Raw genomic sequence first — 20867 nt, forward strand, 5'->3', positions numbered from 1 at the left:
ATCATCTTTGGGTAGATCGTGAGGAGCGACAAGGAGTTTCTTGTTCTAGCAGAACTCTTAGGGCTTTGAAGTCAAGGTCTCTGGCAACAAAGGATGAATAGGATTTCCGGATCGCCACCGAAGAAGGAAGGTGCTTGGTGCAAAGTTGAAAGCCTATATTGCATCAGCCTCATCGCGGCAAAACCTTAGATGTATTTGTCGAGATTACCTGGAAACAATGGGCAATCGATCATCTTGATAGAGCCAGAGCTCAGGAGGAAGGAATGCCAACGGCAATTGTTAACGAAACAAGCCACAGCTGGGCAATTGAGAACACTAGCAGGAAGAAGACTCCGAAAGCTAAGCCTGAAGTAACGGATGTACGGCCTGCAGGCGAAAATCACCAGGTGGTCACTGTCGAAGGCGGAGGCGCACTATACCGCAGAGAGCCTTGCAGCGATTGCCCATGGAGAAAGGACGCTGCAGGGGAAGGTGGGCCGCCGGCAGAGATTCAAGCGGCTATCTCAGACAAACTCTGCTCTACAAACGCCATCAGTTCGGGGATGCGATACCGGGCGATTGAGATGGTGACCAGGGGCTGGTGGCAGAGGTGATTGGTTTCAACGCCCATGAAGCCACGGTCGGAGAGATCGGCAGCTGCGAGGATGTAATCCTGTCCGCCTGTAGACCAGGTAATGATGTCGTATCCTTTATAGGCCGGCGAGCGGCTCAAAAAATCAAGATGGCGTGCCACTTCGCGGTGGGTATCGGTGAGTGCTTTGAACTTGGCCATAGGTCTCCGATAAGTTGTCTGTTTTCGTATATTGTGTTAGCAAACCATCAAGCCATGCGTGCATCGACTTCCGCAATGACCCGACACGGCGCTCGGCTGACAGAATCAGGTGAGGGCGTTTCTTCGCCTGGATAGGGCGATTGGTACCAGGCACTTCCATCGGGTTGGGTTTCCCGGATTAGTGGTGTGAATCCATGGATGTGTACCACGTCCCGCTCCGGCCGCAGGAAAAACATTGAAAAGGGGTAGGCCATAGGGAAGTCGGATATTTCCTCGGTCCAATCCTGAGCATTAAACGGAAGATCCAAAGCCCGGAAAGGGTTGTGCTGATGGATGGTTGAGATATCGACCGGGCCCGAAAGAATGATGTGGGCCGTGGAGAGTATTCCGATCTCGCCGCAGTAAGCTACAAGCTCAGCACGGGTGCCCATTAGGAAGCGCCGCGGATCACCGCCCACAGAGTCCGATACTTTTCCGGGGTACTGTGTGACCAACTGAGTCATAATCAGGTTGAGGCTTGCCGGTGCCCAGGGGTTATTGTGAATTCCCGGGTCAAGCCAGCTACCATCTTCGTTGAGTAACTGATAAACCATCGGTGCGCGGGGAATACCGGTCAAGTTGTTCCAGAAGAAGCGTTGAGGGTTGTACTCGGTTTCGAGGATAGTAGAGCTCATGCGCGATCGTACCAATGTGAGTATCGCCGAGCGTGACGGTCAGTCACGATTTGATAATAAAGATCGGCGGGCTGTTCCATTTTTCTGTCTGCAAATATTATATTATCAAAAGCGAAAAGTCTTGCGGTTAATGGCGCCACTCACACAAGAGCTAGTGGCGATACAGGAGGGTTCGATGCTCGAAGACCTAAGCTCGATCTGGTACACCAAGGACCGGAATGGTCGCATCACCTACACGAAATCAGGTCGCGAGGTTTACGGTCCCCTCTTTGAGGCGATAGGAATCAACATAGAAGAGGTCATTACTCAGGCTCAGCATGAAGAAGCTGTTGCAGCCACAGTAAACGAAAAAATGAAAAAAGCGCCCGAGTCGGTGAAGAAAGACTACGAAAAATTGAAAAAAAGGCGCAAAAAATAAAAATTCAGAGCCAAGAATGAAAAACAGGGTCAACCTGCCTGCTGGGTGGACTCTTTTTCGAACCAAAGCGCAATTTCAGTTTCCGTTGCGTCTTTGTCACTTTGGCCAAGCCGGTACTTCTGTGCCGCACGTCGGGAGGCCAGCTCTGCCCGTTGTTCCCTGAAAACAGGCTCCAGTGCTTCGACAGGTATTAGATCAGCCAGCTCGTTACCAGATTGTTCATTGAGGAAGCGTCGCAGTTCCTTGAACCGCTCAGGGGCTGGCGGATTAGCCAGTAACCGGTCAATGTCTTCTTGCAGAATCTCATGTCTCTCGCCCCAAAATAGCACGGCGTCTCGCCAGGCATCCGAATAGCTCTGGGAAAAGAAAGTGAATAGCCGGTTGTAGCCTTTGCCGTCAACCTTGTGATTCACCAGGAAACCCGGCTCAAATCGCGGAGCAGAGCTGTTAGCTCTCCCGTTGTTGCGACGGATCTGAAGGCTGAGTCCATGAACGCCGACCCCTCTTTCCGGGGCAAGGTTAGGGTGGTTGGTGGTCACGTAGGTTTGATACTGGTGGAGGGCGGATTCAGCGCTCAATTCAGCTTCTCGGATCTGTGCTTTGAGGTGCGCCCGCTTGTATTCGAAGTCCGATTCATCCTGAACTTTGGCATCCTTGGTGGAGAACCAGGACTGGCGGTGCTTATTGTCAAAGGCGACGGAAACGCGGAATCCAACAAATCCGCTGGAGAGCTCCCCAGGGCCGTAATAGTGAATCGACAAAAACATACTCCTGATAGTGCAGGTAGGTTATTGCGCAGAAGTTCCAGTGTACCAAAATTCGATCACCAGGCTAGGAGTAGGGGGACGGCCCCGCTTGTGGCGGGACCTGGAACCGGAGGTGATTAAGACACGTCTTTGGTGGTCATGCGTTTCGCGATGATGTTTGCGCCGCTGGTGTAGGAAAATCCATAGCCCCATCCATAACCGCCGGCCGGGTTATTGGATAGCTTCTGTCTCCAGTCGTATTGCCCGGAGGTGGTCATCGTCACGATTACAACTTCATAGCCTTCTTTGTTCAGCTCCTCAATTGCCGCCTGGATGTTTCTCGCGAACCGCGTGCCATCAATCACACAATCGGAAACACCGGTTTGTATCCACTGAATTTCCTTACGGGTGACAGCTCTCTCGCCCCGGCCAAAGCTCAGCTTCTCGACCTCACCGGTTTCCACCTCAACCTCTTGCTCTTTACCAACCGGCGCAAAGTTACTTCGTTACTTTCCTGCAGGCAAAAAAAAGCCGGCGGGAGCCGGCGAAAAACCCCAATCCTTAGGAGAAGTTACAATGAGCACAGTGACGTGACAGTAAATTCAAATGAAACCCACTGACAAGTTGAAAATAATATAACCTAAGTGATGTGTCAACTTAGAGAGTGAAATATTTTTCACAATAGAATGAACGCAGCTTCCTGCCTTATATGGCGTTCAGGGCAGTGCGTGCTTCTCAATACAGCTTGCCTAATGTACGAAGTTAATGTATCATTTGGTTAGGTTAGGAATAAGGAGAGAGCACCATGTCCATTTCACTATTTGATATTTCAGGGTACATCGACAAACTGGAGCAGGGGAGTCTGATCCTCACGCCCAACCGTCGTATCCGCGCAAAGATGCTGCAAAGCTTCGCCCAGCGCAAAAGCGCTTCGACCAATGCCTGGGACACCCCCAATGTTCATTCTCTTGAGGGGTGGGTACAGTCTCAGTTCGAGGAGGCCGTATACCAGAATCTGGAGTCCGAGCAGCCCAGCACCACACTGTCTGCCGATCAGGAGATCTCCATCTGGGAGCAGGTCATCTCAGCCACACAGGCCCAGTCCGGCATTCTGAGTCCCCGGGCTGCCGCCGAGCAGGCCGCCAAGGCATACAAGACTATGTGCCTGTGGCAGGAAGAGGTAGATCCGCAGGTCTTCAAGGATACGGAAGCAACCGAAGCCTTCGCCGGCTGGGTGCAGAACTTCGAATCCGTGTGCCATCTGCTGAACGTGCTACCGGCTGCGAAAGTTCCTGCCGTATTGCTCGAGTCCTATGAGCAAGGTCTGCTTGAGCCGGTCAGTGAGATTACCCTCGTGGGCTTCGATGATGTTCCTCCGGTCTACGAGGCCATCTTCAAGCTGGCGGGCAAAATTCAGGTTCGAGAGGAAGTGCTCCCGGTACCGGAAGGAAAAACCTCTTTGGTTGCTGCCCGGGATGAGCGTGACGAAGTTCGCCTCGCCGCCATGTGGGCCCAGAGCATTGTCAGTCAGGAACAGAAAACTGTCGGGATTATCGTCCCCGATCTTGGCCAGCGCCGAGACGAAGTGCACCGGGTATTCTCCGAAGTGCTGGATCCGCATCATCTTCGTGTCGACGTGAACAACTACGCACCGGTGTTCAATATCTCCGCCGGCCAGCCCCTGTTCACTCAGCCCCTGGTGGCCGCGGCCATGGATGTCCTGTCCCTGAACCGTCAGGACGTGGATGCCGATACCATCAAGCGAGTGATGATGTCCCCGTTGATCGGTGGCGGGGTTCACGAATCCAAGCAACGCGCCAGGGTCTGGCGGAAGCTGTCAGAGGCCCGGGCCCGTAAACACAAACGCTCCGAATGGCTCAAAGGCCTCGGGGACTGCAAAGGGCTCAAAGACCGGTTGGTAGCGGCGCTCCACGCAATCGCAGATCCGGACAGCGTAAAGTTGCCCAGTGAGTGGGCCAAGGATATGGGCGACCAGCTCGAAGCCATCGGTTGGCCGGGCGATATCGGCCTGAACTCCATTGAGTATCAGGTTGTTCGTGCATTCCACCGGGTTCTGCATGAGCTGGCGGGTAACGATGCCGTGCTGGAAAGCATTACCCTGTCCAAGGCGATTTCCGTGCTCGGACGCCTGGTACGCTCTACACCGTTCCAGCCGGAGACCAAGGATTCGCCGGTGCAGATCCTCGGTGCCCTCGAGGGGGCGGGCCTGAACTTCGACTACGTGTGGGTCATGGGCATGCGCGATGATCGCTGGCCGGCGTCGCCAACCCCAACCCCGTTTATCCCGGTTTCTCTCCAGCGGGCCCGGAACATGCCCAATGCGTCACCGGAAAGGGAGTTGCAGTTCGCCCGGTCGCTGACCGATCGCTACAGCCAGGCTGGTTATCAGGTGATCTTCAGCTACCCACAAAGCGACCGCGACAATGAGTTGTCACCGTCCTCGCTGGTCGCCAGGCACCCGCAGGTCGATCGCTCTGCGGTCATTGAAAGCTATACCTCGAACGGCGACTTCTGGTCTTCTGGTACCGGCGGTAAGCTAGCCACTCAGATGGAATCGGACACGCCCCCGCAACTACTGCAGATGAAAGGCGGCGTGGGTCTGTTCAAGGACTACGCTCTGTGCCCGTTCCGAGGGTTTGCCAAGCACAGGCTGGGCATCAAACCGCTGGAGGAACCGGAAGAGGGCGTTAGTCACAGCATCCGTGGTCAGTTGAGCCACGGCATGATGTACTTCATCTGGAAAGAGTTGAAGGACCAGAAAACACTGCTGGAGTTGATGGAGCGTCCGGATGATCTTCAGGAATTGCTGGAGCGCACAGCAGAGCACACCGTTGAGAACTATGAGCGTGCGGACCTGCTGTCCAATGCCGTTAAGCGCCTTGAGCGTCGCCGCCTTTGCCTGATGGCTCTGAACTGGCTCGACATCGATGCCAAGCGTGCGCCCTTCACCGTCGTAGAAATGGAGGAGGCCGTAGATGTCGATGTCCACGGGGTAACCGTGACCATTAAGCGTGACCGGGTAGATCTGGTCGACGGTGGCGGTGAAGTGGTCATCGATTACAAAGAAAATGCGCCCAGCCTGTCGGGTTGGAACTCTGAGACCATGCATGAGCCTCAGGTTCCCATTGGGGCGCTCACCCGTAAGTCTGGGAGTGTGGTTACCGGCGTTGCCCTGGGCGCCCTGAACAGAGACAAGGCCGCGCTGTCTGGGTATGTCTCCCACAAAGGGGATGAGACCGTTCTGAGGGAAATTGCGCCTCAGGATATGGAAGATATGAAAGAGGGTTGGAATGAGGCTCTCAAGGAAATCAGCGGTAAGATCCTTGCCGGTTCCGTGGCCATTGATCCGATTGATCACAACAAGGCCTGTAACACCTGTGAACTGAAGGCTGTCTGCCGTAATGGGCTCAAATCCAGTATTGCTGCCTAAGGGAGAGTAAAAGTGAGTGAGAACAAGGGAAAGCTATCGAAGGTTGATGTAGTGCTGGCAGCTTTTCTGTTCAGCACGGCAGCAACGATAGCCTTAGGTATCTGGTATTGCCGTGGGGGTGCATGCGTAGGCAGCTGATTCCCGATCAGCGGATAGTGGTTACGCCATCCGACCCACGTTAGAAAGGTTAAACGCAAATCATCATGAATTTGAATTTTCACAGAAGGGAAGTACAAGCATGAGCTTGAAAGCCTCAAACGTTAAAGCATTCCTTTTCGGAGTGGTCGGCGCAGCAGCACTCGTAGCACTGGCCTTTGAAATCTTCTTCTATGGAAAACAAGAAGTGACCAAGGTTGGTGAAAAGGCAGAATTGGTCGCCAATGAAGATTTGGAAAAAGCAGCTTTCGAGAAGATTCGCATTGTAGAGCCGCAGTTGACCCTGAACCAGGTTAGGGCCAGCGATCTTTATCCCGGTCTTGTTGAGGTTTATAACGACGGCAAACTTCGTTATGTCCTGGGGGATCTCGTTATTCGGGGAGACCTGATCGATATTGAGACCGGAGAGAACCTGACTCAGAAGACTGTGAGTGCGCTTCGATCTCTGCAAGGTATCTCTGGGGGTGGTTCAGCCAATGTCGCCGATACAGCACCTGTTGAGCAGGCCCCTGTAAGGCAACAAACTTCAACACCGTCACAAGCCTCGGAGCCGGCGGCAGATGCCGAGCAAGAAACAGGGCTTCGCGGGCAAGATGCTGGGAGCTTGAATGCTGCATTGGCAATTCTGGCGAACGATATTATCCCAGATGAAATGACGGTGGTGTATCCGGCCGCGGGTGAGGAAAAGCACCAGGTAACGATATTCAGCGATGTGACTTGCCCGGTGTGTAAGAAAAACCACGAGGACTACGCAGAATTTCAGTCACAAGGCGTGACAATTCGGGCTGCGCTGTTCCCGCGTCGCGGTATGGATGCGGCGGAGGCTCAGGTTATGAGCAAGGTACTTTGCGCACCAACCATGGAAGAGCGTCGCACGCTTTTGGATAGAGCCTACACTGGAGACCCCTTGGAAGAGGCGGAAATGTGCGATAACGGGTATCTGATGAACATTCGAGATATTGCTATAGCGCAAGATAGCGGACTGGGCGTTCACAGTACGCCAACGCTAATGTCGGCCAATGGCCTTCGGGTTGACGGCTACCCACGGGAGAACCCGGTTCCAACTATCATGCGTATGTTGGAAGAGAGAACAAAGTGAGGAACTGACTATGTTTACTTTTCTGGTTGCAGGAGCTGTCGTCCTTGGGGTGGCAGCTATCTGGATTGGGCTGGGAGCTTTGCGGAAGTCTGGCAAACGGCCACAAGTAAAGCTGCAGCCGTTACCGCTAAAAGATTTGCCGAAGAAATAGTTTGGCGCGGTACTTCAGCGGAAGCGTCAGGTCGTGTTCATCAGCCTCGGCGCTTTTGCTGATATGGCCTAACAGTTGTGTGCGAATTCGCTTTGGAAGCCAGCGGTCTATTCGCTCTATGCTGTCTACCTCCATAGTCGAAAGTAGTGCAATGGTGTGGTCTCCAGCTGAGAGATCGGGCTTGTGATCCTTGAAGCAGGCCTCAATCCAATTGGCTTCGCGCCTGGAGAGCCCGCGAACGCTGATCGAGATGCTGATGGCCAGGCGATAGTCATCGATAGGTTGCTTTTCATTTTTGCTCGATTCATCATGGCGCACATCTGTAGCCTCAGATGGCATACTGACCGGGGAAATTCCGATTTGTGCGTCCCAAATGCGATGGCAAATGTCTTCGATAGACAAGCGATCAGGGTCGTCACATTCGTAGAGCTCGATGTCGATTTGTCGACGGATTTCCGCAGCGATATGGCGGAATTCCGAAATGGTGGGCTCCTGACTTTCTTCGTTGAGCTGCCTGACTTTCTGCCAGAGGCGCTCGTTATAGCGCATGTTTGCGCGGTCATGGATGTTGTGAATTCCAACATCATTGAGGAAGTCAGGCATGGGGTGACGCAGCTGTTCGTAATAGGCGGTCAGTTGCGGATTAATAGTTTTAGTGGCCATAGTAAAAATATCATTTCCGGATAAAGTGATAAGTTAACTTATGTAATTCGCCAAGTCAAAGTAATTGACTGGAAAGTGTGGCCGCCTCAGAAGCCACTAATGGTGAGCCTTAAGGGGGGATGACCATAAGTTAAGAATTTACGAAAGAAAATAAAAAAACCTACGAGGCAAGTTTCAAATATAGTAAACTATGCTTGATTTGTTAGGGAAGTTAAGAACTAAAACTATAAGTCCATGAAAGCAGATAATTAAAAGCGAGGCACAGTAGAAAAATTTTTGTGCCGTGGCGAAGTAAAAGATGTATCGCCGCGCACTATTATCTAAAGAGTAGGATCGAATGACTGTGAAATTTTCGCCAATCGAGACAGAGTTGGAGCGATTGCTCGACCGCACGGAAGGTATTGACGAAACCACCAAAGAAGTGATGCTTCGGCACAATGGATTTAACTGCAAATCCAGAGAGAAGCTTGAAGACATCGCGAAAGACTTTGGCGTTACTAAGGAGGCGGTTCGTCAAAGGTCCATCAAAGGTCTTGATCGTATTAATGAACTGATCAGAAGCGATGAAAGTGCTTTTGAGTCACTGCGCTCTGCGGTTTATGCAGGTCACTTCCTGGAAGCCTGCGCCCCATGCAGTGAGGAAGATGCCCAGAACATCCTTTACATGGAAGGGTGCACAGATCGGAAGGCTATTGACCTGGAAGCGTTGCTGTACATGTTAGAGCAACTGACCGTTCAAGTGTCTGTAGAAGTGATTAAAGAAGGTAAACGTCGATTCATCGTTAAGTCCAGCGCTCCTAACGTCGTCAAAGACATCGTTAAGAAGGCCCGGGAAGAAGTCACAACCCTGGGGGCAAGCACGGTCAACAAGATTACCCAAGAGGTTTCTATTGGCCATAAATTGGCATCAAACCAGACACGGTTGGTGGTGGCTGCACTCGAGGCACAGTCAGATTTTGTCTGGCTGACCGGAGCAGACGATGAGCGTGGCAATGGGTTCTTTCTTCTGAAGAAAGCAGGGCGTAACCCGATCGAGCTTCGATTGCGGAGGATCTTTTCTGTCAGAAAAAAGTGCAACATGCGTTGGCTGCACTCCAAGATTGCCAGGTCGCGTAAAGCCATGAAGAATGATGTGGATATCCCGCCCGAAGCGGTCGCACAGATCGGCGTAGAGAAGGGTATCTGCAAGCCTACGAAGAGTCCGGATATCTTCGAGCGTGCCGAGAAGCTTGACCCGAAGCAGACAATGAAGGCCAGCATGGAGTACCGCATCTGGGAGTTCTTGAAGAAGAATCCTGAATCCCGGGATAGCGATATTATGGCTGCCATCAAAGAACGGGAGACTGACCGCTTCAACATCCGGAGCAAGCTGAACTTCTCCGTTGTCATTCAGCGGGTTTCACACGGGGTTTATTCCGCGGTGACGGATGAATTTCCACCGCTGGATGAAACGAGAGCGGTTGGGGGCGAGGGCTCGGATGATGATGTAGCTCAGGTCGGCTAACCAATCGCTGCAGTACGTTTCAGGGGGCTAAAACGGCCCCCTTTTCTTTGGTTTGTTCCTTTTATTTTTCGCAAATCCATTACTTCCTCTCCCCTCTAAAACTGGACTTTAAAACCTCACCGGGGGAACATGGTCCTGTCATTGCGGTGACAGGGCATACAGAACCAGCCTGAGTTCCCTCGACTCGAATTTCTGACCTGTAGACACTGATCACCACGGCTTGTTGAGCACGTTTCTCTATTCTCAGCGCAGTGGTTTAAGCGGGGGCCAATACTGCGAGGAGAATTCTATGCTGATTCACTCCAAGAGTGACTTCAATGCACTCGTAAAAGCCATCCGAGAGGATGTCATCGCTACTTCCGGCAATAGCATTAAGCTAAGCTCCGTTCGAGAAATTGTCGCCAGGGCCCTTAACCACAAATCGTCCAACGGCCTCATCGCTTCATTGCCCCAGACTTTAATCCCCGAATTTGACGTCAAACTCAGCCAACTACTGAGTGAAGAGCACCGCATCGAATACGCAAAGCCACTGTGCTTTCTGTCATGGCCAAAAGGCACAGTATTTACGGCCGATGAATTTCAAATCCTGATCTCCAATTCCTCCGCCCTTCAGAAGACCAGATCAATTGAAGAGCGATTTCAGGTGCCTGAGCCACATTACGAGGCGCCAGCGAGCCTGTTCCGAAACCACGACAATAAAGCGCTAGTCGAATTGTCTCCTGATGGTAAAGGAGGATGGATTGCCCCTTATAATTCATGGGCGTACCTGGCAGGGCTGGCGGATGGACGATTAGGGCTGAATAACATCTACCATGAACATTTGGATGATGATGCAATTGTCCGGAAAGCTGTAGGAGATAAGGCGGACTCTCCTGAAGTTATTGCTCTATTTAGCAACCAATTCGCTTATATCGAATCCGCTCTGGATGAAAGCGGGCTCCCGGAGATCATTCCGAACATTATACGCAGTGCCGTGAGTCGCGACCTCTATAACGAAGCTGGGGATCTCGTAGATATAACCCCGTGGTTGAGCTCACCCGTGAGCGAATTCATGAGGCGCCCCCTTAGAAACCGCATCAATTTTTCTGTCATGCCATCCCCATGGCTTAGCCCTGAAGAAAACCGCATGGTCCAGGCACCAGAGACAATCTGGAAGTCGGTTTCTGATGAAGCATTCCATAAGGTTGAGCGAGCTATTCATTGGCTTTTCAAAGATCCCGAATTCTCATCCACTCTAGAACAGTTGGTATTTGAAGGGCGCTTCGAATACCAACCTGAAGAAGTTACAGGCCCAGCTTTGCTTAGCATTTACAGAATGCCAAGCGTTGAATCAACCCTGGAGAGAATGGTTGAAGCCTGGCTGTTGAAGCAAGAGTTCTGGAACGATCCTCTCGAAATGCTGTTTGAACCACGGCCAATAAATCCCATCCCATCGCTCAACTCTTCTTTGTGGGCAGCAGAGCGCCACAGTGCCGTTATCCAGTTCTCCGAATCACTAAGGATTAATCGCGTGAGCTTTGGTAAAGGTGTTCTCGAAGACATGTATGAGGACGAAGAAGTTGAGCACACCTGCTTTATAGAAGACGTGAGTAGGGCGGAGTACGAAGCCGAGCTCACGGTACAGAGGGAGGAAGCCTGGGAGACTCATTCAAAACCCTTGCTTGCGGAGTTTGAGGAGAGCATTCCTGAGCGTCGGGAGGGCTACCGCCAGTGGGTTACGGAGGAGGGTATAGCATGGAGCAAGGAGGAAGAGGACTCGGATTTAAAAGAGCAGCGTGACGAACTACTAAATGAGCTGGAAGAGGGGTTTGCTGAAGAGTGGATGGCAGAGAGGTATGGCGCTCCCATCTTATATCCATTCGGTCTGCACTATATCACCGTTGATACCTGTGGGAGAAAGCATACCCTCGGTGGGGTCTACCTCAATAACGAAAACGAATTCCCCATTGATGGATATTTTGACTTCTTCGATGTGATATCTGACGAAATGACCTCCTTCTATTATGCCCTTTGCGAGTGTGAGGAGACTTTAACCGTTCCGATTGATGCAGCGTTTCTTGTAGAGAGTCTTTACTACGAGTCAGTCGAAGAGTTGCGGGAGATGCTGAAAGCCCTTTCTGATACGTTCACGAATCGACGTGATTGCAAAGTTATCGTCTTAGAGAAGGACGGAATTCGCGACGTTGCCCCGGGTGGGCAGGCAAAAAGCTGTGCGAAGCTCAGGGAAGTCTATGAAGCCCGGGTGCATGAATTCATGAGTGAAGCGAGTGCCTTAGGATTTAAAGTGGGGGTGCTGCGGGAGCGTTAAGCAGGTTGAGAATGCTCCCAGAAAGCCTGGGAGCTTGTTTAATCGATGTATCGATGGACGTGGATGCTTGGCAGGAAAGGCGTTGGATCAATCCGGCGGTCTTTCCTCTCTTTACGCTCAACCCGGTCTTCCAGTCGCACGGCACTGGGAAGCTTGATGGCCGGGGCCCAGTCCGGATTATGAGATGTCACATAAAACGGCATGACGCTTCTCAATTTGGCGTGTCGACGTAAACCGGTCTTGGCCGGGTATTTCGGGAATGACACGTTCGCCATAATCCGCATGTTTGAAGTCTCAAACACGTAAGCAAGTGGTTCTGAGGGCTTCAGCCTTCTAAGCGCATCCAACTGCGCTTGAATGTGTATCTGTGTGGTGTCGAAATCCTCCAGGAGCTCCATGCATTCGTCGACGGTACGCTTACCCACATCGATCTTTTGTTCAATTGAGAGCCGGACGCTTTCTGGCCGCTCCCCACCCAATCCCTTAACCGGCCGCTTGATCTTGTAGTAGTGAATCCGCGTCAGTCCGGCAGCAGCCTTGATCGATTCAAGAGAATGCTTAGGGTGCCCCTTAAGATCATCGAGGACAGCAATAAGGTCGGCTTTGGTGCGGTTAAGGAACTCGAAAGATGCCTGGGTCTTGGGGGATACGACGATAACGCCAAAGGCATGATTCGACCTTTTAGGGTCGTCACCGTCTTCACGTTCGCAGTCGGTGTAAAGCTGAGAGGCAAGCTCATGCGGGTTGGCGGGTTCCCCGTCTTCGGTGAGGGCCTGCCCCTGATAGCCAGCTCGCTCATCATTCACAAGATTAGCCTTGACCGCACCACACGCTGCTTTGTATTCGCGCCACGCAGCCTTTAATGGGTCAACCAGTTCAGATGGGACGTCTTCAGAAGTCTTGTCAGACATGATACACCACTATCAAAGTACACCTTGCAAGGTTACTCTGATAGTGGTGTTTTTTCAAGGAATATAGTGAGCAGAGGCCGATTTTAGCAGCTGCCTGAATCATACTCCCATTGGCTGGAGAGAGGATTGTACTTGCGCTCTGCCTGGAATCGAACTTGCCGCCCATCGCTGTACGTCCGATAGCAGTCTCCGTTCAGACATCGAGTATTGCAGGTTGTGTACCCGGGCTTAGGCGCCGGTTTCGCCGGGTATCGCGACTGATTGTTGGATGACACGTTGCGTGCAGACGAAGCCATTGTGTGTTCCCGAATAAGGGCCGCTACTCGGTAATTGTCATCCCGAATAGCTTCCTGCAGTGCAGTTCGTCCAAATCGATTCTCTAGGTCCGTTTTTGCTCCGTTTTCAAGAAGGACTCGGGCAACCTCAGGCCGATTGGTAGAACCGGTCAGCATTAGTGGTGTTGCCAGATCATCATTCAGGCTGTTTATGTTGGCCCCATTGTCCAAGAGAATCTTAGTAATCTTGGCATCGTTTTCGCGGTTACCGTGCTTTAGGCTGTTGGCCGCAAGGTGAAGCGCAGACCAACCATCATCATCCTTTAAATTCACATCGGCGCCCGCCTCGGCAAGCGCGTGTACGTACTCAGTCTTACCACCGAAAACCGCACGCATCATGGGTGTCCAGGTATTCGAGGTGTCCGGATCGGCCCCAGCCTCTAAAAACACAGCCACCATTTCAGGGCGGTCATTCATCACCGCCAGGTACAAAGGTGTGGCACCATCATCGTTCATCGCATTGATATTTGCATTGGCGCCTATCAGGAGGCTCAACAATTCCTCGTCGTTTTCCTGGTTTCGATTAGTGTTGGAGGACGCAATCAGGTGGAGTGACCTCCAGCCATCTTTCTCGGAGATTTCAGTATCCGCGCCAGCATCCAAGAGGGCACGAGCGATCTCGAGTGAACCGTCATATACGGCACGCATTAACGGGGACCAGTTATCGTCATGCGTGATATTAGGGTTCGCCCCGTTTTCAAGCAAAATGCTTAGCACTCCCGGTCGTTGGTAGCGGGCCGCCAGGTAGACTGGTGTCACCCCTTCATTCGTTTTGGCATTTATGTCAGCGCCGGCTGCCAATAGCATTCCAGTGAGAGCGTAATCATGCTGGCGGTTGCCAAGGCCCGTGGAACCGGCTGTGAAATGCAGAGCGGTCCATCCATCGTCATCCCTGCTGTTCAGGTCGGCACCCGCATCAATTAGTTGTTTCGCTGCCGTTTGATTGCCGTCCAAGACAGCCTTTATGAGTGGCGTCATGCCGTTGTTGTGGGGAATACTCAGATCCGAACCTGCGCTGGCGAAAAGGTCCGTCATGTCTGAGCGTTCATTCGCGACGCTCAGGTAGAGTGGGGTGATTCCGGCAACGGTTCTTGCATCAATATTGGCTCCGGATTCAATCAGAAGGTTGGCCAACTGCAAGTCATTTTCCCGAGCACCTTTTTCGGGTGAGTTTGCAGTGTAATGTAGAGCCGTCCAGTCTTGTTTTTGCGTAGCTTCGAGGTTGGCCCCGGCGTCGATCAGTTTTTTTGCGGCCGAGACATTGCCAAGGAACACCGATTCAATCAGCGGGGTGTTGCCTACCTCGTTTGCACGCTCCAGATCGGCCCCAGAGTCCAGCAAGAGATCAAGCACTTCTTGCCGGTCATTGATGACAGACAACAATAACGGTGTAGAACCTTCACTTTGTTGGGCATTAATATCTGCACCAGCTTTGATCAGGATTCGAGCCAATTCGACATCGTTCGATCGGTCGGCGTGCTCAAGACTGTTGGCGGTGTAGTGAAGGGGGGTCCATTCATTCCAGCGGCTTTCAAGGTCAGCACCGGCATCAACCAGTTTCCGGGTTAACTCCACGGAGCCATTGAAAACTGACTCATGCAGTGGAGACCAGCCCTTTGAATCAGTCTTTGATGGATCAGCACCACTCTCAATAATAACGCTCGCGTAGTCGTATTTTTCAGTGACCAGGGTTGAAAGGAGCAGCGTGTAACCCTTTTCAGTAATCGCAGCGTCAATGTAGAAATCGAACTGGGCCAGCTCGCTGCGAAGCTGTTCTGGTGTGATCGAGTCGTTTTCGATCTTTTGCCAGAGCGCTTTTGCCGGCTCTTTACTTATCTCTGCCTGTTGTTCGGCCCACTGGCGGATCTCGGAGCCCTCAGGGGCCTGCAACCCTTTCGCGACCGCAGAAACCCCATTTTCATTGGGCAGATAGGGATTCATGCCAGCCTCAACCATTTCCCGGGCGGTTTCGGCATCGTTTTCTTCCATAGAATCCATCAGCTTTTGCTGAGACGCGCACCCTGAAAGCGACAGGGCAATAAATAAGAATGCAATCAAGCGAGCCATAGGTTCCTCGTAGTCTCCTTGGGGTGAAGCGTCCCAGCTTAGAAACGCTTGTTGTGATTAATGTGCAGATTCACTAGCCCTTCCTCCCCTTCGAGAACCTGGACAATCCGTAAAGGGTTCATCGGAACGGGAATGCCATTTTCGAAATACGTCAATTGGTACCGGGAGGGGTGGTAGAAGGAATGTCTTTCGCTTTGCAGCAATTTGAAGTGGTTGTGAAGAGCCTGAATTTCATCCTGCAGTTGCTTCCCTTCGTTGGTGTCCGTGGGGCAAAGCTCCTCGATCTTGGCTCGAAGCTTGGCCAGTCTCTCCGTCATTGAGAAGTCCTGCTGGTTCTTCCACTGGAAGATCTCTTTGGCCAGAGAGTGTTTGTTATCCTGATAGCTGGAGATGATATAAAGCAGGTGTTGGGTCAAGTCCTCATAGTCGGCGCAATTATCAAGATCCGGCGACCATGTTGCCTGAGCCAGTTCCAGGAAGAAACGCTTGGCATCCGTGAGCGTCAGTTCTCTGGTTCTATTTGAACCCGGCCGCGCCACATCGTAAGGCATGTCACTCATAACCCGTCCGTGAACTCAAATTAAGTGGAAAACAAATTCAAAGTGTAAATTATGATAAATCAAAAAGCATCATCAGGCAATCTAAGGGGGTATGTTCGAAGACCTATAACTACGGTGCGGAACTTGATTTCCTGCAGTCGTTAATCAGGATTTCGAGTGAGTTTGGTTCGGCCACGGGAAACGTTGGCAGGTAGTCACCGGAGGCAGGCGCAACCAGCAGTCGCCCGTAACCAAGAAGTCGTCCAAGCAAGGTTTCGGTGGTACCGGTAAGCTCAATGTCCTCGATAGTGAGTTTGGAAAGATTGCGGGCAATACCTTGAAGTACCACCACATGGTGATCGGTGATCAGAAGGTAGCTGGTAAAATAGGTGATGCCGCGCACCACCGCCAGGCCAAGCATTTGGAGGCCGATTAACCCGAAGAAAAAAACGATCAGACCGGTTATAAAATCCCTCCCTCCAGTGGAAATCGCCTCGAAGACCACCCCTCCGCAAATCAGCGCGACTGCCAGGTAAAACACAAATCCAAAAAGCACGATTGGGTGAGGGCGGGTCAGCCAGAGACGTTTGGCGTCTTTTTCGTACGGGGCAATCAGTGCAGGTGTTTTCAAAGTTCCTCCGACCCGGACATGAGCGATGTGATTTTCAGTTCATGGTAGTTCGCCGTCGAAGTCAGGGATCGGTGCGGAGCCAGGATATTCATCCGGAAATCGAAGAGGGTAAGAATATCTTTATAGACATCGGGCCAGCGCGTCACATCCAGACCGGTTTCCTGTCCCTGATTATGCAGTTTTCGCAGCCGGCGAAAACCCATCAGACTGTCGTAGCGGTATTCGCACCAGGTGGTGGAGTTTGAAAATTGCTTCCGTAAAACCCAGCCGGACTTTGTGATTGCGTCGAGCCGTTTGTTGGGTGTCAGCGCCAAGAGGACCGGTGGCGGTTCGATGGCGGGCAGTTGGCTGCCCTCGCGCTTGACGGCTTCACGGTGAAACTGGTCCATGGTGATATCCACCAGCCAGCAGGTCCCATCGCGCAGCTGAACAAGGTTGCAAACGTGGCCGCCCAGATCCCCCTGAGCCGCATCCCGTTCGAAACAATCCAGATAACGGGTCTTGCTGTGCGGGTCTTTGGCTTCCGCTGCCCAGCGGACGTCCCCTGTCCAGAACATGTTGGTAATGCCCTGACGGGTCAGAAGTACTCGGGTCAGTGCGGCCCGGTAGACGCAGCTTCTTCCTTCTATGGCTTCGAGCCGGGGATCGTCCGCGTAAGTCTCGATCACCCGGTTGATGCTCGAGGCGATGGTCATGATCGTGTCCAGCTGATGCGCACTCATGATATCGCCTCTACCGGTTGTCGTTCGCTGGCGTTGGCCGCAATCAGGGCGTAGTCGGGGTCGCGAACCGGCAGGCCAATCAGGTGATGGCCGTCCGGGTCATCGATCCTTATCAACCCATAGTTTAGCTGCTCGCCCAGCCAGGAGTACTTAATCTCGTGAACGTGACAATCGATTCGGGGGTAGGCGCGGACGATGCCAGAGGCACCGGAGAGGGTGGCGATGTACTGATCCGACACCATCAGGACGCTGTGCCGGTAATGGCTGATGTGACGCAGGCCAGTGGTCAGGGCGTCGACTGCCAGGGCACCGGCGCCGACACAAAACAGGGTTTTGAGCCCGGACATAAAGACGGTGTTCTGGTCGGTGAAAGCGGTCGCAATCGCGAACGCGCCAAGGGTGATCCCCCAGAGTGTGAAGCCCGCGCCGCGGGCCAGTTCAATGGGGTGCGGCCGGGCCAGCAGGCGTGGTGTTCCATTTTTGGAAAAAGGTTCCAATTGCACCGGTGTTTTCACCAAATAGCCCTCTTGTCTGTAACGTAAAGTAATAGTATCGGCAACCTGTACGCGAAGCAACCAGGACCGGGAAAACACCCCATCCTGCGGGCCGATGGCGCCACTCCCCTTATAATTTACCCCCCAACCAGCACCGCTGCGCCCCTTTCCCCAGCCGGCGAAGCCGTTGCCTTACCGAAAGTGGGGCAGGGCCCGCGCCGCGCCGCGCAAAAATAATTTAGTGTTGACTAACCATACTGTGCCGAAGTTGTAGGCAGGTTCGCGGGTGCAGAGAAAACGAAGGTAAGTTGCCACCAAATTGCTCAGGACGAAAGGACCCCTCCAGGGTTGGCGGTTTGGACTCTCCACTGGCAGGCTGGCGCCAAATTGGAGTGCTCTCTGGTTGGGGGGTAAATTATTGCTTATCACTTGACCGTGTGATTAAATAGAAATCATAAATTCGGCGTATGGGTGCTTTTATCCGGCGCCGGTTTCGCGGTGAAACTTGCCGCTTCAACTGGTATTGATCCGGGCAACTGGTATTGAACCGGCGCCGCCGGGGAGGGTGAGATGGGAAAATCGTTGCGGGTTTTATGGCTGTCCATGGCTGGCGTCGGGGTGCTCGGTGCGCTGCTTGAGGAGCCGAAGGCAGCGCTCGAACGTCTGGGCTGGCCGGTGCACTCCAATCCCAACCCATACCGGATTCCCTTTTATGGGGCCGCCTTCGCTTTCATTGCCGGGATTCTCTATCGGCTGTTTTTTTGATGTAGGGGCCGATCCTCTCTTGATATTTAAGTGATCCATATTGCCAAAGTGAGTGTTGGAAGATGATCAAGAAAAGCTTCATCCTTGCCCTAACTCTTCTCATGAGCGGCTGTTTTAGTAGCCAATCCCGACAGCCAAGCGAGGATTTCATCCAAGAATCGCTGGACACCTACGCCGGCCAGGCGTTGGAAATGGTTCGATGGAGACCCGGTGAAAACCTTTCGAACCAGACGTTTTTTGAAACAATTAAGTGGAGGCGCGGGAAAGGAAGTCTGAAGAGTCAGGATCTCTACGTGATCGAACTCTATGGCACCATGCAGTTCACCATGGACTACGGAGAGTATGTGTTCACCAAAGAAGGCGAGGAAGGCGAGAACTCTTACTGGGCCCGCCGGTCGTTTGGTAAATTCAGTAAAGGTGATGTGATTCAAAAGACCGGTGAGCTTCAGTTTCGTCGTTCTGATGATGGTTGGGAGGTTGTCGAAATAAAGCCGGACGTTATCCCGAAGCAGATCGTAAATATAAGAAGCTGACCAGAAGACCAGACCTGGAGGTTTGTATGAAGAAATGGCATGGCAGCGGGTGCAAATTCTCAGTCGACCGGGCCCCTATTGGACGGGTCGCCTGGGGGCCTGATAACACAGATTTTCTCCAGATCTATATCAACAACAGTTGCCACCAGCTGCCCCCGCCAATCCGGGTGATGTCAGAGCAAACCGCCGCTGGCATCAAGATAACGCTCCCTGATATTGATCTATCCTTCCTATCTGATTCCCAGGGTGGGACTGCCGTTCTCAACACCATCGAACGCTACAATGACTTTGTTACATCCAAGGGTGTCCTAGAGGCGCCCAGTGAGCCTCCAATTGACCAGGGAAAGGCGCAAAGAACCGAGGATCAATCTTCTGCGCCGAAACGCCGTTCAAGAAAAACGCCGGTGTCAGATGATGGCAACCAACTAGGCCTCGAAGGTCTTTGAACAAAATGCCGCCGCATTCTACGACTCAATTCTTCGAATGAGTCGCTAGTCAAGGCGGCTTGTTTTTGGGACTGTTTATTTATACAGTGTTCGCATGACCATTATTCGCTCCGATCGACTCCGAATCCACGCCGACAGTCCGGCCCAGCGCGACGCGCTGGCCGAGACGCTGGCGCTGTATCGTCGGTTGGTGCGAGACCTGATGACGGTGGCTTTCAAGCACTGGCCATCGGTTGGCCCCGCCAAAGGCAACGAGGCAGTGGCCGTGATCGAGGGGCTGATCCATCCGACCTCGAAGCGTCCGAGTGTTCGCTACCGCTACTTCCAGAACCGGTACTACAAGCTCCCCTCTTACCTGCGCCGTGTGGCCATCATGGATGCCGTCGGCCAGGTTCGGTCGTTCATGAGTCGCTATGGCGACTGGCTCGACGGCCAGCGCCGGCATCTGCATTCGCGGCCACCACGGTTGACCGCCAGCACCAACACCTTTCCAAGCCTGTACGGCGGCCAGTGCATCAAGCTCAACGAGGCCGCCACGCAGGCCTTCATCAAAGTCCGATATCGCAACGACTGGCTCTGGATGAGCTTTCGATTGTCCGGGAAGCTCCGTTATCGCGGTCGCGGAACCGCCAAGTCCCCACTGCTGACCTTCAATGGCAAACAGTGGGGGTTATCGTTGCCGGAGCAGTTCACGCCGGCAGCGCCGGCCAGGACACCGAAACGGGTGCTGGCCGTGGATGTAGGCATCAACACCGCAGCGACCTGGGCCGTAGTCGATGATCAAGGCACTGTCCACGCCCGAGGATTCCTCAGGCGCAGTGATAAAGACCGGGAACATCGACTGATGCAGCGCATCCGTTCGAAGGCGCGACAACACACGCGCCACGGTAGCCGGCTGCCCGCGGGTTTTTGTGCCCGGGATCACCAGCGCCTCAAGCGGCTGGCGGATAACCAGGCGCATCAGATTAGCCGGAAACTGGTCAATCTGGCGATGGCTCATGACTGCGAAGCCGTGGTAGCCGAAAACCTGAAAGGCTGGCGTCCGAAAGCCGGTCGCAAGCGTTCTGCGATGAAAGCTCGCTTCCATCGGTGGTTTCACCGGATGCTGGTGGATCGGATTCAGAGCAAGGCGCAAGAAGCCGGGCTGCGGTCGGTGCTGGTCTATGCCCGAGGCACCAGCGCCCAGGCGTTCGATGGTTCCGGCCCTGTGAAGCGGGATGCGAGCAACTACAGCCTGTGTACCTTTGCCTCCGGCAAGCGGTACCACGCCGACCTCAACGCGGCTTACAACATCGCGGCCCGAGGGTTGGTCTATTTTCAGGGCGGTCGGCGTAAGCCGTCTGCCCGTGCGGGTCAGCCAACGTCTGCCCGTACACCGGGAACCCCGGTGACGCTCTCCGTGCTTTGGCCTACCGCCAACGCCGCGTGAGAGTGATCAGAATCCGCGACTCAATTCTCCGAATGAGTCGTCGGAGGGTTCAA

20 protein-coding genes are annotated in these 20867 nt (G+C 53.1%); 9 read left to right on the plus strand and 11 right to left on the minus strand.

Going from position 1 to position 20867, the window contains the following annotated elements; translation table 11 throughout:
- Positions 1-490: 490 nt before the first annotated feature.
- Together ACESMK_RS09920 and ACESMK_RS09925 are read right to left on the minus strand one after the other, a co-directional pair.
- Positions 491-772 carry a hypothetical protein gene (locus tag ACESMK_RS09920; protein ID WP_372997760.1) on the minus strand — a complete coding sequence of 94 codons (282 nt, stop codon included), beginning with the start codon at positions 770-772 and terminating at the stop codon, positions 491-493.
- A gap of 47 nt (positions 773-819) precedes the next feature.
- Positions 820-1446, minus strand: coding sequence for a hypothetical protein (locus tag ACESMK_RS09925; protein ID WP_372997762.1), 627 nt, complete (start codon positions 1444-1446; stop codon positions 820-822).
- Here ACESMK_RS09925 and ACESMK_RS09930 point away from each other — a divergent pair.
- Positions 1445-1864 carry a hypothetical protein gene (locus ACESMK_RS09930; protein ID WP_372997764.1) on the plus strand — a complete coding sequence of 140 codons (420 nt, stop codon included), beginning with the start codon at positions 1445-1447 and terminating at the stop codon, positions 1862-1864. The genes ACESMK_RS09925 and ACESMK_RS09930 overlap by 2 nt on opposite strands.
- Positions 1865-1893: 29 nt before the next feature.
- Here the strand turns inward: ACESMK_RS09930 and ACESMK_RS09935 are convergent, their stop codons facing one another.
- Positions 1894-2625 carry a hypothetical protein gene (locus ACESMK_RS09935; RefSeq protein WP_372997766.1) on the minus strand — a complete coding sequence of 244 codons (732 nt, stop codon included), beginning with the start codon at positions 2623-2625 and terminating at the stop codon, positions 1894-1896.
- Between the two features lie 122 nt (positions 2626-2747).
- Positions 2748-3074, minus strand: coding sequence for a hypothetical protein (locus ACESMK_RS09940; RefSeq protein ID WP_372997768.1), 327 nt, complete (start codon positions 3072-3074; stop codon positions 2748-2750).
- Positions 3075-3415: 341 nt separating this feature from the next.
- Between ACESMK_RS09940 and ACESMK_RS09945 the strand changes: the two genes are divergently transcribed.
- On the plus strand, positions 3416-6061 hold the full coding sequence (locus tag ACESMK_RS09945; protein ID WP_372997770.1) for a PD-(D/E)XK nuclease family protein: 2646 nt from the start codon (positions 3416-3418) through the stop codon (positions 6059-6061).
- Between the two features lie 238 nt (positions 6062-6299).
- On the plus strand, positions 6300-7316 hold the full coding sequence (locus ACESMK_RS09950) for a thioredoxin fold domain-containing protein (protein ID WP_372997772.1): 1017 nt from the start codon (positions 6300-6302) through the stop codon (positions 7314-7316).
- A gap of 127 nt (positions 7317-7443) precedes the next feature.
- On the opposite strand, the gene ACESMK_RS09955 is transcribed toward ACESMK_RS09950, so the two are convergent.
- Positions 7444-8130 (minus strand): hypothetical protein, encoded by a 687-nt coding sequence (locus ACESMK_RS09955; protein WP_372997774.1) that lies wholly within the window; start codon positions 8128-8130, stop codon positions 7444-7446.
- Between the two features lie 337 nt (positions 8131-8467).
- On the opposite strand from ACESMK_RS09955, the gene ACESMK_RS09960 reads away from it, so the two are divergent.
- Together ACESMK_RS09960 and ACESMK_RS09965 are read left to right on the plus strand one after the other, a co-directional pair.
- Entirely contained in the window at positions 8468-9634 is a 1167-nt protein-coding gene (locus ACESMK_RS09960) for a hypothetical protein (protein WP_372997776.1), read from the plus strand.
- Positions 9635-9923: 289 nt separating this feature from the next.
- A complete protein-coding gene (locus ACESMK_RS09965) occupies positions 9924-11942 on the plus strand; it encodes a hypothetical protein (protein ID WP_372997778.1) in 2019 nt (672 codons plus the stop codon).
- A 38-nt stretch (positions 11943-11980) separates the two neighbouring features.
- Here the strand turns inward: ACESMK_RS09965 and ACESMK_RS09970 are convergent, their stop codons facing one another.
- The 6 genes from ACESMK_RS09970 to ACESMK_RS09995 all read right to left on the minus strand — a co-directional run bounded on the left by ACESMK_RS09970 (position 11981) and on the right by ACESMK_RS09995 (position 17662).
- Entirely contained in the window at positions 11981-12853 is an 873-nt protein-coding gene (locus ACESMK_RS09970) for a hypothetical protein (RefSeq protein WP_372997780.1), read from the minus strand.
- A gap of 83 nt (positions 12854-12936) precedes the next feature.
- Positions 12937-15255 carry an ankyrin repeat domain-containing protein gene (locus ACESMK_RS09975; protein WP_372997782.1) on the minus strand — a complete coding sequence of 773 codons (2319 nt, stop codon included), beginning with the start codon at positions 15253-15255 and terminating at the stop codon, positions 12937-12939.
- Positions 15256-15293: 38 nt separating this feature from the next.
- Positions 15294-15815 (minus strand): hypothetical protein, encoded by a 522-nt coding sequence (locus ACESMK_RS09980; RefSeq protein WP_372997784.1) that lies wholly within the window; start codon positions 15813-15815, stop codon positions 15294-15296.
- Positions 15816-15924: 109 nt separating this feature from the next.
- A complete protein-coding gene (locus ACESMK_RS09985; protein ID WP_372997786.1) occupies positions 15925-16425 on the minus strand; it encodes a hypothetical protein in 501 nt (166 codons plus the stop codon).
- A complete protein-coding gene (locus tag ACESMK_RS09990) occupies positions 16422-17147 on the minus strand; it encodes a hypothetical protein (protein ID WP_372997788.1) in 726 nt (241 codons plus the stop codon). The genes ACESMK_RS09985 and ACESMK_RS09990 overlap by 4 nt, the downstream gene beginning before the upstream one ends.
- A complete protein-coding gene (locus ACESMK_RS09995) occupies positions 17144-17662 on the minus strand; it encodes a hypothetical protein (protein WP_372997790.1) in 519 nt (172 codons plus the stop codon). The genes ACESMK_RS09990 and ACESMK_RS09995 overlap by 4 nt, the downstream gene beginning before the upstream one ends.
- A 549-nt stretch (positions 17663-18211) precedes the next feature.
- Here ACESMK_RS09995 and ACESMK_RS10000 point away from each other — a divergent pair.
- The 4 genes from ACESMK_RS10000 (at position 18212) to ACESMK_RS10015 (ending at position 20814) form a co-directional block, all read left to right on the plus strand.
- Entirely contained in the window at positions 18212-18406 is a 195-nt protein-coding gene (locus tag ACESMK_RS10000; protein WP_372997792.1) for a hypothetical protein, read from the plus strand.
- Between the two features lie 62 nt (positions 18407-18468).
- The gene (locus ACESMK_RS10005; RefSeq protein ID WP_372997794.1) at positions 18469-18939 is read left to right on the plus strand and encodes a hypothetical protein; all 471 of its coding nucleotides are present in this window, start codon (positions 18469-18471) and stop codon (positions 18937-18939) included.
- Positions 18940-18965: 26 nt separating this feature from the next.
- Complete coding sequence (locus ACESMK_RS10010; protein ID WP_372997796.1) at positions 18966-19385, plus strand: hypothetical protein; 420 nt, start codon at positions 18966-18968, stop codon at positions 19383-19385.
- Between the two features lie 94 nt (positions 19386-19479).
- Positions 19480-20814, plus strand: coding sequence for an IS200/IS605 family accessory protein TnpB-related protein (locus ACESMK_RS10015; RefSeq protein ID WP_372997216.1), 1335 nt, complete (start codon positions 19480-19482; stop codon positions 20812-20814).
- The last annotated feature ends 53 nt before the right edge of the window (positions 20815-20867 follow it).

This window comes from Marinobacter sp. (genome assembly GCF_041687235.1).
GTDB lineage: Bacteria > Pseudomonadota > Gammaproteobacteria > Pseudomonadales > Oleiphilaceae > Marinobacter.

What these genes read in the sequence shown, in the direction of transcription:
- ACESMK_RS09950 (WP_372997772.1), top strand. Translation starts at nt 6,300, where the DNA reads ATGAGCTTGAAAGCCTCAAACGTTAAAGCATTCCTTTTCGGAGTGGTC.
- ACESMK_RS09965 (WP_372997778.1), top strand. Translation starts at nt 9,924, where the DNA reads ATGCTGATTCACTCCAAGAGTGACTTCAATGCACTCGTAAAAGCCATC.
- ACESMK_RS09990 (WP_372997788.1), bottom strand. Translation starts at nt 17,147, where the DNA reads ATGAGTGCGCATCAGCTGGACACGATCATGACCATCGCCTCGAGCATC.
- ACESMK_RS10000 (WP_372997792.1), top strand. Translation starts at nt 18,212, where the DNA reads ATGGGAAAATCGTTGCGGGTTTTATGGCTGTCCATGGCTGGCGTCGGG.
- ACESMK_RS09945 (WP_372997770.1), top strand. Translation starts at nt 3,416, where the DNA reads ATGTCCATTTCACTATTTGATATTTCAGGGTACATCGACAAACTGGAG.
- ACESMK_RS09930 (WP_372997764.1), top strand. Translation starts at nt 1,445, where the DNA reads ATGCGCGATCGTACCAATGTGAGTATCGCCGAGCGTGACGGTCAGTCA.
- ACESMK_RS10005 (WP_372997794.1), top strand. Translation starts at nt 18,469, where the DNA reads ATGATCAAGAAAAGCTTCATCCTTGCCCTAACTCTTCTCATGAGCGGC.
- ACESMK_RS09970 (WP_372997780.1), bottom strand. Translation starts at nt 12,853, where the DNA reads ATGTCTGACAAGACTTCTGAAGACGTCCCATCTGAACTGGTTGACCCA.
- ACESMK_RS10015 (WP_372997216.1), top strand. Translation starts at nt 19,480, where the DNA reads ATGACCATTATTCGCTCCGATCGACTCCGAATCCACGCCGACAGTCCG.
- ACESMK_RS10010 (WP_372997796.1), top strand. Translation starts at nt 18,966, where the DNA reads ATGAAGAAATGGCATGGCAGCGGGTGCAAATTCTCAGTCGACCGGGCC.
- ACESMK_RS09920 (WP_372997760.1), bottom strand. Translation starts at nt 772, where the DNA reads ATGGCCAAGTTCAAAGCACTCACCGATACCCACCGCGAAGTGGCACGC.
- ACESMK_RS09955 (WP_372997774.1), bottom strand. Translation starts at nt 8,130, where the DNA reads ATGGCCACTAAAACTATTAATCCGCAACTGACCGCCTATTACGAACAG.
- ACESMK_RS09925 (WP_372997762.1), bottom strand. Translation starts at nt 1,446, where the DNA reads ATGAGCTCTACTATCCTCGAAACCGAGTACAACCCTCAACGCTTCTTC.
- ACESMK_RS09980 (WP_372997784.1), bottom strand. Translation starts at nt 15,815, where the DNA reads ATGAGTGACATGCCTTACGATGTGGCGCGGCCGGGTTCAAATAGAACC.
- ACESMK_RS09960 (WP_372997776.1), top strand. Translation starts at nt 8,468, where the DNA reads ATGACTGTGAAATTTTCGCCAATCGAGACAGAGTTGGAGCGATTGCTC.
- ACESMK_RS09975 (WP_372997782.1), bottom strand. Translation starts at nt 15,255, where the DNA reads ATGGCTCGCTTGATTGCATTCTTATTTATTGCCCTGTCGCTTTCAGGG.